Raw genomic sequence first — 11399 nt, 5'->3', positions numbered from 1 at the left:
CAGCCCGGCCTCCCGCGCCCGTAGCAAATAGGTCGATACTGTCGTCTTGCTGATCTTCAGCCGTTCCGACACTTCACGCACCGAAAGACCCTGCTCATGGGTCAGGCGCAAGATCGCTTGGATGTCCCTCACGCTCGTTCGTCTCGCTTGCTTCCGTCTCGGCATGGCCCCTCTCAACATCATCGTGAGAGGCCAAACTGCCAGAACGGCGCAGCCGAGAACCGACCGCCAAATCCGCTCCCGAAAACTGTCCGGGATTTAGCGGAATCGCTGTCCGCGAATTACTGAAATCACTGTCCGGGATTTAGCGAAAAGGGTGTCCGGGAATTACCGAAACACGCACATACGCCTTTGACCAAGGCATTTGCCGACGATTCTGCACACGAACTCGACACGGGCAGCCCCTGCCGCGACCGCTCAGCGTAGCTCGACATTGTAGGCGAACAGTCCTCAACCTTGGTCTTTCCTCTGCACATGGACCTGCTCGGTCATCTCAACCTGCGGCCCAGCGAGGCGAAGTGAGTCTGTGAATCGTCGGGCCGTCGTCCATGGCGGTTACTCAGGAGCGCTCCGGGTGGAAACTTCCGCCTCGGGGCGGTCGCCGCCTTGTGACACTTCCGCGTGCCACTTTCCTTGCGCGTCTTGATATTCGATGCCATCGGTCTGACCGGCGACTTGCTGCTCAGCGGCAGCGATCTTCGCGGCCTTGACCGCCTCATCCCGTGTTGGGAACGTCTTCCGAGAACACGGCACCAAGCTTGTACGCCCAGCCGCCATCGTGGGGTCGGAACAAGAGCTGTTCAGGGAGGCGGTCAGCCGCAGGACGGCGGTTTCCTCGACGGCTCGCCCTTGGTGATCGTGCCCGTCTTGTCGAGGATGATCGCGTCGAGTTTCTCGGCCGCCTGCAGCGCGTCTCGACCGTCAGGAAACCGATCTAACCTCGATCCGCTTTGCCGCTGCCTCCGGAGCTCTCGGGATGGCGAGGTGAAGCACACCGTCCTTCATGTTCGCCTCAATTCCGTTGATGTCGAAATCCCCGGAGAGAGTGAACTGCCGCTCGAAATCGCCGACCTCATACTCGCGATAGGCCTGGCTGCAGCCCTCGGGCGTATCCTCTTCGAGGCGGCCATAGATCGACAGCACCCGCTTCTCCAACGTGACCTCCAAACCCGCCGGGCTGACGCCGGGCAGATCCGCAACGACGACAAGGCCCGTTTCAGTTTCGTAGATGTCAACCCATGGTACGAAGACCAGCCTCTCATGGGTCCGCTCGCCCGCGTCCTGCCCGGCGGACAGCTTGCCCTCCAGCTCCGGTTGGCTAGTCGGCGTGGCCTGAGACTGCTTGTTCCCCTTCGTTCCCGCTCTCGTGGTCTCTCGCTTAGCCATGACCCGCCTCCTTGCTCGCCTTCACGTTAATGCGCTTGGGCTTGTCCTCTTCGGCCCGAGGAAGATCCAGAGTGAGTACGCCATTGACGAGATCCGCTTCAACCTTGTTCGGGTCGACCACAAACGGCAATGACACGGTCCGCACAAACCGGCCTCGACGACGCTCACGCCGGTGGTATCCCCGCCGGGCTTCCTCAGTTTCGGTTTGCCGCTCTCCGCTGAGCGTAACGGAATCTCTGTGAATCAAGATGTCCAAGTCTTCTGATCTTACCCCAGGCAGTTCGGCGGTGATGATGACGCCGTCCTGGTTTGCGAAGACATTCACCGCCGGGAATTCCAGTCGGCTCACTTCGTCTTGGAGGCGGCGTATGTTGCGGAAAGGATCTGCGCCGAATAGCATTCGTGCGATCATTGTCTCCTCCTCGGAAAGCCGCGCCGCAAGGCCCTCGGGTTCCCTCGTTGTACAGCTGGGCCATCCCCGCTCTTCACTGCCCATCGGCGGTGCGCCATAGAGCGAGGAGTACCGAGCCCGCGGCTCTCACCTTCCAGCTCTGAACTTAAGTTCAGAGTCGCCTAGGTGGTGCCGCGGGCTCGCCTATCATGTTTCACTGGCAATCTGGTTTACCTGCCTGGGTTCCCATTCGCTTGAACGGTTCTCCATGGTGTATGGCCAGTTTGTCTCCGCATGACGATGGAGAAGAATGCGCGGATGGCACTTTGTTGCTTTGATCTGAATCAATTCGAACACCTCATTGGATGGTTCCGTCCCCAATCCCCTTTTTAGTGGCGATGAGATGGGCGCGTAGCTCTGAGATTAGCGTGCTCAGGCCACGGACTCTGGGACGGGGAAGCGAACCAGCCGGCTCGTTCCGAGGCTTCGATTTTACGCCAGCCACCCTCTCATCCCGTTCTGGATCGCGGGTCTTCGAAGCTGATTATGGCTCCATCGATTTCCGAGGTCTGTCGAACGCAGATACGCTGAACACTGGAGTGGCGGCGCCGATCTATCCCTTGATCAGCGCGACGAGCGGCAACCGGACCGCTCCGGCTTGGCTCGGCGGCCTCATGTTCGATCTGCTGTTCCGCTGTCGCACGTCATGGCCTATGACGCTTCGGCGCATGCGAGGAGAGATCGACGTAAAGGTCTTCTTTAGGCGTTCAACTGTTAACCCGGCTTCTACATCCGCAGTTGCGCTACCCGGCGAGCTCTTGCGCAAATATGCTCCGCCACTCCTGCGGCTTCTCGCTCGCCAACCGTGGCTATGACCTGCGCCTCATCCAGGATTATCTCGGCCATCGCGACCCCAAACACACCGCTCATTACACTCGTGTCGCCGCCAAGCGTTTTGACGGAATGTGGGGCAGCTGATGCGGTTGCCGGTTCCAGCGGCACGCCGGCGACGTTCCTGAGCATCAATGCGGCGCGACGCAGAATGATCTGCAAATCCGCACGCGAAATGTCTGCGATGCGATCGGCAGCGCTTTCAAGCGCTTCGGCAATGGATTGGCGTGTCATCGCATTAGTCCGCTAGCCTGAGGCAGGGTCTTCTTAGGCCTTCACCCGCTTGGCTGGTGCCTTCTTGGTTGGCGCCTTCTTGTTGGTGGGCATTTTTGCACTCACCTTACGACCCAACCCACTAGCTTTTGCTAGCTCCGATCGCTGCGCTGCGTAGCTTGGTGCCACCATAGGGTAGTCCCGCGCCAACCCCCACTTGGTTCGATACTCGTCAGGCGTCATGCCAAGCAAGCCCAAGTGCCGTTTCATCGACTTGAACTTGCGCCCGTCTTCCAAGGAAATGATGTGATCGGGAAACACAGACTTTTTCGCTTGGCGGCCGCAGCCAGTCACTGCCGTAGTAGGTGGCGCGGGACGTCTTCCAGCGGCTGACAAGATCCATGCCGCCGCATTGACCGACCCGAACTTCTCAGGTTCTCGCTCGGGCTAAAGCCTTCCCGTCAGTACCAAAACAAGAAGGATGATTACTATCACGCCGATGATACCTACGCCGCCGTGTCCAAATCCGTAACCATAGCCCCCAAAGCGACCACTAAAGCCTCCGAGCAAGAATATCACTAGAATGATGAGTAGGATCACACCTATAGACATTTACCATCTCCTTTGTAGAGCGTTAGACGATTACAATCCGCATTTATATCGACATGGCGACGACCATGGACAGCCTCAACCTCGTCATCAATTAGATTTTCCCACCTTGATCCTGCGTGCGCACGTGATTCGCATCCATCACGACTTCCACAGAAGTACCACCTTTTATGATCGCCAAGTCACGTCACGTGGCATTGATCCAGGACAAATTCGAAGTCTTAGCTCGGCTTTCGGCGCCCCCAATTTCAAGCCTGCACTGGGCCTCAGTGCAGGTGCAAGGGACCCGTCCGGTCAGGTTCACCCTGGACGAATTGATACTGCGGTTTCGTGTTGATATCGATAGGCCGGGCGTGCCCGTCGGCCAGTGTCATCAACCCGCGCGGATCCCACGAATTTGCACAGTAACCTTGGGACTGCGGGCTAAGGCCGGGAACCACGCGTTCGGGAAAGGTCGGTATGCGCAGCATCGAACACAATGCCTTTTTGTTGATGATCGTTGCGATATCGCTGGCGTTCGCCTGGATTCTCTGGCCGTTCTATGGCGCGGTTCTATGGGGAACCATTATCGCAGTCCTGTTCGCTCCATTGTACCGGCGATTGTTGCGGTTGCTGAGGGGGCGTCGAAACTTTGCCGCCTTCGTTACGGTCTTTGTCATCATAGCAATTGTGATTCTGCCAATGACGATTATCGGCGCGTCATTGACCCAGGAGGCCATAGGCTTCTATGAAAAGGTCCAGTCCGGAGAGGTGGATTTCGCGCGGTTCTTTCGGCAGGTCCATGACGTCTTACCTGGATGGGCAACCGGTCTGCTGGACCGCTTTGGCCTTGCGAGCCTCGGAGCTTTGCAGGAAAAACTCTCCGCCGGCCTCTTAGCGGGCAGTCAGTACATCGCCACCCAAGCCCTCAACATTGGTCAGAGCACGTTCGACTTCATCGTGAACCTGTTCGTCATGCTCTATCTATTGTTCTTCCTTCTCCGGGACGAGGCTGCACTGTCAAAGCGTATCCGAGATGCCATTCCGTTACGCGCCGAGCAAAAGCAGGACTTCCTCAGCAAGTTCACGATCGTCATCCGTGCTACGGTCAAGGGCGACATGCTCGTGGCCCTCCTGCAAGGAACGCTCGGCGGCCTGATATTCTGGTTCCTTGGAATTGGCGCCCCGCTTCTATGGGGGGTGGTGATGGCCTTCTTTTCATTGCTGCCCGCGATAGGCGCAGGCTTGATCTGGGTTCCGGTTGCCATCTATTTGCTGGCGAGTGGAGCTGTCTGGCAGGGCGTGGTCCTGATAGCGTTCGGTTCGCTCGTCATCGGGCTCGTCGATAACTTCCTGCGTCCGATCCTGGTGGGCAAAGACACAAAGATGCCCGACTACGTTGTGCTTGTCTCCACACTGGGCGGTATCGCGACGTTCGGTCTCAACGGATTTGTTGTCGGTCCAGTCATTGCGGCCATGTTTATCGCGGCTTGGGACATATTCACGGCGTCAAGAAAACGCGTCGAGGGTGACGGCAGCTTGCGTTGAACCCGGAGAAGGGACCGCGTTCGCGGAACAGCAGTAGCCACGGCCGTGTCCTGGCAGCTAGCCCGGCAATCTCCGTCGAGTGGAACTGAGGCGTCCGGCTTAAAGACCTGCAAATTTTCCGACCGGCTATTGATCCCGGTCAAATTGCCACTCCGCTGGCTTCGATACGATTTCAGTTGCAAGGAAGTGGCGTGGCAGACGTAGAATTTTTTGCAGAAACTGGGAGCGAACATCATGGGAAGCAAGAGTGACAAAGCAGCCGGACTGGCCAATCAGGTAGTAGGGAACGTCAAGCAGGGTGTTGGCAAAGCGGTCGGAAATGAACGGCTTCAGGCTGAAGGTGTGGTCCAGGAAGCCAAGGGCAAGGTTCAGAAGGCGGTTGGCGACGTGAAGGGAGCCGCTAAAGACGCCACCAAGAAGGTGGCGGCAGCGATCAACAAGAAGTTCTGATCTCTTAGTACCGACTCAAAACTCTATGATGGATAGCAGTACCTTGCGATGCCTCTTGTGAGGATGCGGAGATTTACGACGAAGATCCATGACTGACCTCGATCCGCCATCGCTATCCCTGGCTGGGTCATGTCTTTGCCGATGGCGGCTGTGGCGACCTCGACGGCCCTGTCTCGATCCTAGATATCGGCGCCGTGGACGACCACCCCGCCCAGATGGCCGAGTGTGTCGGTGACGATGTGGCGCTTGCGGCCCTTGATCTTCTTGGCGGCGTCGAACCCGCGCGGCCCGCCGCTTTCGGTGGTCTTGACGTTCTGGCTGTCGATGACGCCGGTCGTCGGGCTTGCGTGCCGGCCTTCCAGTTCACGCGCCGCCGTGACGAGGTGGTGGCGGATCGTCTTCAGGACCCCACGGTTGCGCTAGTCGTAAAAGTAGTGCTGGACGGTCGTGAAGGGCGGGAGGTCTCTGGGCAACAGCGACCACGCGCAGCCACTCGACGCCAATACAAGATCGCGTTCACGACCTCGCGAAAGTCCGTCGTCCGATGACGTCCAACGGGTCGCGGCTTGGGCAGGAATGGCGAAATCAACGCCCATTCCCGATCGCTCAGATCACTTGAATAGCGTAGCCCTCGGCGGGCATGATTGCGCCGAGCGGTTTCGGTCCAGGGTATCGTGGCCTCCATCAAGCTTCGCAACCTGACGGAATGACGCGGCATTGGCCGATCCGGCTGGGAAGCGCATTTGGGCTGGCGCGGTGCTGTGCGCCGCACGCTGACGAACCGAAACCGGGCTCCGCCGCCAAACAAAAAACCCCGCGCCAAATGACGCGGTTCCTGGAGGTCGGTCGAACCATTACATGTAGGGCGAGATGCACTGGCGGCGCGGCCCGTTATAGGGCTGCCAACTGTTGTCCCATTCGGGGTAGGACCGATACCGGTCGTAGCAGCATCGCACCTGGCGCTGCCGCCGCCGCGATTGACGTTGTCGTTGGCGATGGCGCCGCCGACAATCGCGCCGACGATAAAGGCACCTGCGGGCAACCACCAGCCGTTGTACTAGCGATAGCTGGGGCGATTATATTTGTAGCCCTTGTGGTCGTTGTAACAACCATGGCTGTTGAGCTTGTAGAAGCCGCGATTGGCCCGACGGACGCCGCGGCGCTTTTTGCGCCCGCGGTTGTCGACTTGGACCACGTCGGCGAGGCCAACGTCCCTGCCACGCGAAGGTACGCTCCACAACCCAGCGCCGCAGCACAATCTCGAACCCTTTGGCACCTTCGAGCCTAGTCAGGCTCTCATTGCGCAAGTCCTGGACCGACAATTACTCAGTCGTCTTGCCGTCGAAGTTCTCTTTCGACGCCTCGGCAGCTGCCTTTGTGCCGTGCACTGTCCCGTCGGCGTGGTTAGGAGGCGCGTACAGCGTGTAGAGCTTCAGGGGCTCGTCCCCGGTGTTCTTGATATTGTGGCGCGCACCAGCGGGAACGATCATCGCGGTCCCCGTCTCGATCCTGCTGACGGTGCCATCGATCGAAATCTCGCCGTTGCCCTTCTCAAGACGGAAGAACTGGTCGCGATCGTTGTGGACCTCTTCGCCGATTTCCTCGCCCGGTCCCAAGGCCATGACGACCAATTGCATCTTCTTGGCCGTGTAGAGCACGCGTCGGAAATTTGTATTTTCTTCCGTCAACTCTTCGATGTCGTCGACAAAACCTTTCATTGCGAACTTCCTTCCTGGATCAACAGGCACCGCATGGCAGGCTCCAGGGCTGCTCCCGACCACTGCTCCGCATAAAACTACTCCCCGTACCGTCCGCAGCATTGATTCAAGACAAATGACCGAGAAACGTCTGGTCTTCTATAGAGGAACCCGCACCGGGTGGCGGCGCGATCTCTCAGGCTAAAGCTCGGCCGGCGGCCGAAACGGGTAGAAAATCCGGACATGGTTGATCTGCGTCAATGTGCCATCGGCTGTTCCGCAGCAGGTTTCCTTGCGTTAATTTACAATCAGATTGTGGCGCTTGAGGGCTCGATATGATCGAAAATTTGGCCAAGTGGGTCGGCTCACATTCGCCTGCCGCATCCGACAATGTCATCTTGTGGAGCGCAGCGGACTGCGAGCGTGAGCGCAAAGAACACGAACGCACGGAAATCCGTCAGCGAGAGGAGCTGGCGCGCTTGAGAGCTCTGCTCCGTCAAAAGGAAGACCTGATCGAACAGCAGGATCTCGCGAGGAAGGAGTCCGAACACAGGCTGTTGAACGATCTGCAAGTCGTCAAAAGCCTGCTTGCCCTACAAGGCCGGGCGTCAGGAAATGCTGTTGTCGTTTCGCAACTCGCCGTCGCCGCCAGTCGTGTCGTCACAATCGAGCGCATCCATCGGCGGCTCCATTCATACGACGGAGCGCAACGAATTGCGTCCAAGCGGTATCTTGATGATCTCTGCCGCGATTTCTCAACGCTGTTTTGCGAAGATCAAACTCGGCAGCAGGTAATCAGCGTGGAGGGGATCGAGGCTGAACTGCCTGCTGTCACCGGCATTTCGCTGGGATTCATTGTGAACGAGTTGATCACGAACGCGATCAAGTATGGCAACGGGCGCATCATGGTCAGTTTGGAGCCGCATACGGGTGGGGGCTATGCGCTTTCGGTGTCCAACGATGGCCAAGCTTTACAGGAAGGATTTGAACCTGCCGCCAGCAAGGGCCTGGGAATGAAGATTGTTCGATCTTTTGTCGAAAAGATCGACGGCGAATTGCGCGTCGGCTTGGGCGACAATGGGCAAGGCACGCGGTTCACCGTGCTTTTTCAATAATGGCAGGTAACCGTCGAACCGATCGCAGCGCGCGAAATCCCTGTCGACTGCCGGCAGCTCGGAAGGCCGCTCTCCTCAAAGGCTCGAAGTTGGCTGACCACAGCACGCCGGTTATCCCAACGTCGTTAGGTGTGGGGTTCTTCAGTCCAAGTGGGGTTCTTCAGTCCAACAAGAGAGCCACCATCGAGCCTTCAGTGATCTTGCCGGACATATGGCTGGATGCCTACACAACGGTCCCCACGAGCGCCCCAATGCCCGCCGTCAGGGCCATTGCCAGAGCGCCCCAGAATGTCACCCGGGCGGTCGCCTTGACGACATTCGCGCCTCCGGCGCGGGCGCCGATGGCTCCAAGCAGCGCCAGGAAGAACAGCGACGCGATCGAAACTGTCCAGACAAGCAGCCACGTCGGGGACGGAAGCACCATTGCGAGCGGCATCGCTGCGCCAACAGCGAATGTTCCCGCCGAAGTCAGCGCTGCCTGTATAGGGCGGGCGGCAGTCATTTCAGAGATGCCGAGCTCGTCGCGGGCATGAGTCCCAAGTGCATGTTTGGCCATCAACTGATCGGCCACCGTGAGGGCGAGATCGGGCTGCAGGCCGCGGTCGACATAGATCTGTGCCAGTTCTTCCCGTTCGAACGCCGGCTGGGAGACAAGTTCACGGCGTTCCCGCTCGAGGTCGGCGTTCTCGGTGTCTGACTGTGAACTGACCGAGACATATTCGCCCGCTGCCATCGACATGGCGCCGGCGACCAGTCCCGCGATGCCGGCCACCAGAACGTCCGACGTCCCTGCGGATGCGGACGCGACGCCGACAATCAGGCTCGCCGTTGACACGATCTCGTCATTGGCCCCGAGCACCGCCGCCCGCAGCCAGCCTATCCGGGACACCAGGTGTGTTTCGGCATGCAGGCGGCTCATGATTTCCTCCTGACAGCGCCGTCCAGCCGCGTCGCCGACGCAACTGTGTTGGAGATCGTTCCATATTTGCGAACGTTTCGATGGAGCAGGTCGAGCCGCTGGTCGCTCTCGTCCGTATCGACGGTCAAAACGTAGTCGATGTGGATGACCTTTGGCGGGCTTTCTTGCCTCGTCGCGTGGAGATTAATCTCAACGCCTCGCAGATCAAACTTCAGCATCGGGGCAGTCCGCTCGATGCTCTTGATCATAAAGGCGGCCACAGCCGCGAGCAGAAGTTTCAGCTGGATTGAACGCATCCCGCCGTCCTGCCAACGACGTGTCAAGCACGAGCTCGGCGTCCTTGGCCATGGCCTTGCTGCCGGACGGATCAGCCCGTCTGGCTTCGATTGCATATTCCAACATCGCGAGTCCCTGCGCAGTTGGCCGAGAAAACGATCAGATCTCCACTCGCGACCGGACGCTGAACGCGGCCGCCAGCAAGTTAGGCAGCCGCGAACTGGATGTCCCTGCCAAGCGCGGATCAGAGACCGGCAACCATCTGTTTCAGCATCTCCCGGACGTCTCCGGCAATCGACGCCAGATGCGGGTTGTCCACCGCCTGCATCGAGGCGGCGGGGTCGACCGCCGAAACCTCCACCCGGCCTTCGCCTAATTCCTGCACGATGACGTTGCAGGGCAACATCGTGCCGATCTTGTCCTCGCTCAGCAGCGCCTTGTGCGCGAATGTCGGGTTGCACGCGCCAAGGATCGTGTAGGGACGAAAATCGACGTCCAGCTTCTTCTTCAACGTCGCCCGGACATCGATTGTCGTCAGCACGCCGAAGCCCTTTTGCGCCAAGGCGTCCGTCACATGGGCAATCGCGGCATCCATGCCCATGTGAATGGTCTTGCTGAAATAGTAGCTCACGGAAAACACCTCCTGTGCTGGCTTCGAGCCCGTCTGCGCAGCCCGCGTCACATCGCGCCGCAGTCGGCTCCGATCAATTCGTCAGCCACCTTCTTTTGCTCATCGCTCAGCGCCGCATAGAGAGCTTCGGTCGCGGGCTTCATAGCCTTCATGGCCTCCAGCATTGCCTCCATTCCGGCAATGCGTGCGTCCATCAGCTCGGTAGCGGTGCCCTTCTGCATGGTCTCAAACATGCTCTCGTGCATGCCCTTCATGAGTTCGACGCGCGCCTTGACGGCGGAGGCGTAGCCGTCCCACGCTGCGGCCTGGGCATCCGTGATATCGAGCTCTCCTTTCAGGTAAGCCAGGCGGCCGTCGACCATGGCGCCCATTTTGGGCTGCCGCCGCATCATGCCGTGGCCCTGGAGACCTTCGCCCCAGCCGCCGCGGCCCATCATGCCAATTGTCGGACAGCCGCCGCCCATCATTCCCATCATCCCCCCTGGTCCGCCGGCATTCTGAGCCGACGAGGGCGAGAGTGCGGTCGCGCTCATGGCAAACGCCAAAGCGGCGCAAACGAAAAGCCGAGTCATAGCGGTATCCTTTCCCGAGGTTGAAGCAGGATTGATTGTCACCATACTCTGCTCATCGCCGGGCGATGCCTTGATATGCATCAACTCCGGTGGCGGAGAACGCATCAACTCCTTGTGCGCAGCCGATTTCGCTGGTCCCAGCGCGTCGTCACCGGGAGCGCCGTTCGGAAAACCCGGCACGGTCGGGAAATCATGCGGACTCTCTGGTCACGGGTGCCGCCCGCGCTGCAACTGCCGAACGTTTTTCGGACCGCAACTGGACGCCAGATGCGCCGAAGCCCGGATGGCGGCATCATCATCAAATCAACCGTAGCTGTCTTTGGTTGATAAAGGCCAACTCGGATGAGGTTCGGCGGCTGGCCTTTCTCAACGCGGCCTTCGAGACTGGCATCGAGAACCCGCTCGATGCCGCGATCGTGGCGGCCGGCGAAAGCGCTGGGCTGACGACCGGCAACCTCACCAAGATCGACGAGATCCCCTACGACTTCATGCGCCGCCGGCTTACGATCGTCGTTGCCGAGGGTGCCGCACCGGCTCAGCGCCTGTTCGTCACCAAGGGTGCGTTTTCGAACGTGCTCGACATCTGTTCGTCGATCGACTGCAATGGTGTCGAAGTTCCGCTGGATGCCGGTCGGCGTGCGGACCTCGACGCGATCTTCAAGGCCAAGGGGGCCGAGGGCTTTCGTGTTCTGGCCTTGGCGACAAGGAAGGTCGCCGCCAAG

At 59.4% G+C, this 11399-nt stretch carries 15 protein-coding genes and 5 pseudogenes; 7 read left to right on the top strand and 13 right to left on the bottom strand.

The genetic code is table 11. The features are described 5' to 3' along the window. The 4 genes and pseudogenes from IQ26_RS38030 to IQ26_RS38010 form a co-directional block, all read right to left on the bottom strand. Positions 1-165 (bottom strand): sigma factor-like helix-turn-helix DNA-binding protein (locus IQ26_RS38030; RefSeq protein WP_145723463.1); only part of this gene is annotated, 165 nt, incomplete at its 3' end. A 390-nt stretch (positions 166-555) separates the two neighbouring features. Further along, positions 556-793 (bottom strand): annotated as a pseudogene (locus IQ26_RS40950) (DUF2188 domain-containing protein). Positions 794-921: 128 nt separating this feature from the next. Next, a complete protein-coding gene (locus tag IQ26_RS38015) occupies positions 922-1386 on the bottom strand; it encodes an Hsp20/alpha crystallin family protein (protein WP_145723461.1) in 465 nt (154 codons plus the stop codon). Further along, positions 1379-1798, bottom strand: coding sequence for an Hsp20/alpha crystallin family protein (locus tag IQ26_RS38010; RefSeq protein ID WP_240547462.1), 420 nt, complete (start codon positions 1796-1798; stop codon positions 1379-1381). Before IQ26_RS38010 ends, IQ26_RS38015 begins: the two co-directional genes overlap by 8 nt. An 807-nt stretch (positions 1799-2605) precedes the next feature. Between IQ26_RS38010 and IQ26_RS41775 the strand changes: the two genes are divergently transcribed. Continuing rightward, complete coding sequence (locus IQ26_RS41775; protein ID WP_145723467.1) at positions 2606-2755, top strand: tyrosine-type recombinase/integrase; 150 nt, start codon at positions 2606-2608, stop codon at positions 2753-2755. Positions 2756-2935: 180 nt separating this feature from the next. Here the strand turns inward: IQ26_RS41775 and IQ26_RS38000 are convergent, their stop codons facing one another. Together IQ26_RS38000 and IQ26_RS37995 are read right to left on the bottom strand one after the other, a co-directional pair. Next, on the bottom strand, positions 2936-3235 hold the full coding sequence (locus IQ26_RS38000; RefSeq protein WP_407660261.1) for a Ros/MucR family transcriptional regulator: 300 nt from the start codon (positions 3233-3235) through the stop codon (positions 2936-2938). Positions 3236-3328: 93 nt separating this feature from the next. Then, positions 3329-3493 carry a DUF3309 family protein gene (locus IQ26_RS37995; protein ID WP_145723459.1) on the bottom strand — a complete coding sequence of 55 codons (165 nt, stop codon included), beginning with the start codon at positions 3491-3493 and terminating at the stop codon, positions 3329-3331. Between the two features lie 456 nt (positions 3494-3949). On the opposite strand from IQ26_RS37995, the gene IQ26_RS37990 reads away from it, so the two are divergent. Beyond that, on the top strand, positions 3950-5017 hold the full coding sequence (locus IQ26_RS37990) for an AI-2E family transporter (RefSeq protein WP_145723458.1): 1068 nt from the start codon (positions 3950-3952) through the stop codon (positions 5015-5017). 234 nt (positions 5018-5251) lie between these two features. Continuing rightward, on the top strand, positions 5252-5467 hold the full coding sequence (locus tag IQ26_RS37985; RefSeq protein ID WP_145723457.1) for a CsbD family protein: 216 nt from the start codon (positions 5252-5254) through the stop codon (positions 5465-5467). A gap of 182 nt (positions 5468-5649) precedes the next feature. Here the strand turns inward: IQ26_RS37985 and IQ26_RS40945 are convergent. The 4 genes and pseudogenes from IQ26_RS40945 to IQ26_RS37965 all read right to left on the bottom strand — a co-directional run. Next, positions 5650-6152 (bottom strand): annotated as a pseudogene (locus IQ26_RS40945) (IS5 family transposase); the annotation flags it as partial. 169 nt (positions 6153-6321) lie between these two features. After that, entirely contained in the window at positions 6322-6423 is a 102-nt protein-coding gene (locus tag IQ26_RS40940) for a BA14K family protein (protein ID WP_240547461.1), read from the bottom strand. A gap of 243 nt (positions 6424-6666) precedes the next feature. Beyond that, positions 6667-6753 (bottom strand): annotated as a pseudogene (locus IQ26_RS40935) (IS5/IS1182 family transposase); the annotation flags it as partial. A 36-nt stretch (positions 6754-6789) separates the two neighbouring features. Next, a complete protein-coding gene (locus IQ26_RS37965; protein ID WP_145723455.1) occupies positions 6790-7185 on the bottom strand; it encodes a cupin domain-containing protein in 396 nt (131 codons plus the stop codon). Positions 7186-7499: 314 nt separating this feature from the next. Between IQ26_RS37965 and IQ26_RS37960 the strand changes: the two genes are divergently transcribed. Next, on the top strand, positions 7500-8279 hold the full coding sequence (locus tag IQ26_RS37960; RefSeq protein ID WP_145723454.1) for a sensor histidine kinase: 780 nt from the start codon (positions 7500-7502) through the stop codon (positions 8277-8279). 223 nt (positions 8280-8502) lie between these two features. On the opposite strand, the gene IQ26_RS37955 is transcribed toward IQ26_RS37960, so the two are convergent. Then, positions 8503-9198, bottom strand: coding sequence for a VIT1/CCC1 transporter family protein (locus tag IQ26_RS37955; RefSeq protein WP_145723453.1), 696 nt, complete (start codon positions 9196-9198; stop codon positions 8503-8505). 80 nt (positions 9199-9278) lie between these two features. On the opposite strand from IQ26_RS37955, the gene IQ26_RS41380 reads away from it, so the two are divergent. After that, entirely contained in the window at positions 9279-9488 is a 210-nt protein-coding gene (locus IQ26_RS41380; protein ID WP_322791140.1) for a hypothetical protein, read from the top strand. Between the two features lie 230 nt (positions 9489-9718). Here IQ26_RS41380 and IQ26_RS37945 read toward each other — a convergent pair whose 3' ends face one another. Beyond that, a complete protein-coding gene (locus tag IQ26_RS37945; RefSeq protein ID WP_145723452.1) occupies positions 9719-10105 on the bottom strand; it encodes a DUF302 domain-containing protein in 387 nt (128 codons plus the stop codon). Positions 10106-10152: 47 nt separating this feature from the next. Further along, on the bottom strand, positions 10153-10758 hold the full coding sequence (locus IQ26_RS37940) for a Spy/CpxP family protein refolding chaperone (RefSeq protein ID WP_240547460.1): 606 nt from the start codon (positions 10756-10758) through the stop codon (positions 10153-10155). Between the two features lie 45 nt (positions 10759-10803). Between IQ26_RS37940 and IQ26_RS37935 the strand changes: the two are divergent. Then, positions 10804-11004, top strand: a pseudogene (locus IQ26_RS37935) (IS1595 family transposase); the annotation flags it as partial. Further along, a pseudogene (locus IQ26_RS37930) lies at positions 11001-11399 on the top strand (magnesium-translocating P-type ATPase); the annotation flags it as partial. The pseudogenes IQ26_RS37935 and IQ26_RS37930, both read left to right, overlap by 4 nt.

The sequence above is a fragment of the Mesorhizobium tianshanense genome, assembly GCF_007830515.1.
GTDB classification, from domain to species: domain Bacteria; phylum Pseudomonadota; class Alphaproteobacteria; order Rhizobiales; family Rhizobiaceae; genus Mesorhizobium; species Mesorhizobium tianshanense.
The sequence above is the reverse complement of the archived record's forward strand: the minus strand, read 5'-3'. Positions and strand labels throughout refer to the sequence as shown.

Coding starts and splice junctions, on each gene's coding strand:
- IQ26_RS37955 (WP_145723453.1), bottom strand. CDS start 9,198: ATGAGCCGCCTGCATGCCGAAACACACCTGGTGTCCCGGATAGGCTGG.
- IQ26_RS38015 (WP_145723461.1), bottom strand. CDS start 1,386: ATGGCTAAGCGAGAGACCACGAGAGCGGGAACGAAGGGGAACAAGCAG.
- IQ26_RS37985 (WP_145723457.1), top strand. CDS start 5,252: ATGGGAAGCAAGAGTGACAAAGCAGCCGGACTGGCCAATCAGGTAGTA.
- IQ26_RS37960 (WP_145723454.1), top strand. CDS start 7,500: ATGATCGAAAATTTGGCCAAGTGGGTCGGCTCACATTCGCCTGCCGCA.
- IQ26_RS37990 (WP_145723458.1), top strand. CDS start 3,950: ATGCGCAGCATCGAACACAATGCCTTTTTGTTGATGATCGTTGCGATA.
- IQ26_RS38010 (WP_240547462.1), bottom strand. CDS start 1,798: ATGATCGCACGAATGCTATTCGGCGCAGATCCTTTCCGCAACATACGC.
- IQ26_RS41775 (WP_145723467.1), top strand. CDS start 2,606: ATGCTCCGCCACTCCTGCGGCTTCTCGCTCGCCAACCGTGGCTATGAC.
- IQ26_RS41380 (WP_322791140.1), top strand. CDS start 9,279: ATGGAGCAGGTCGAGCCGCTGGTCGCTCTCGTCCGTATCGACGGTCAA.
- IQ26_RS37940 (WP_240547460.1), bottom strand. CDS start 10,758: ATGCATATCAAGGCATCGCCCGGCGATGAGCAGAGTATGGTGACAATC.
- IQ26_RS37965 (WP_145723455.1), bottom strand. CDS start 7,185: ATGAAAGGTTTTGTCGACGACATCGAAGAGTTGACGGAAGAAAATACA.
- IQ26_RS37995 (WP_145723459.1), bottom strand. CDS start 3,493: ATGTCTATAGGTGTGATCCTACTCATCATTCTAGTGATATTCTTGCTC.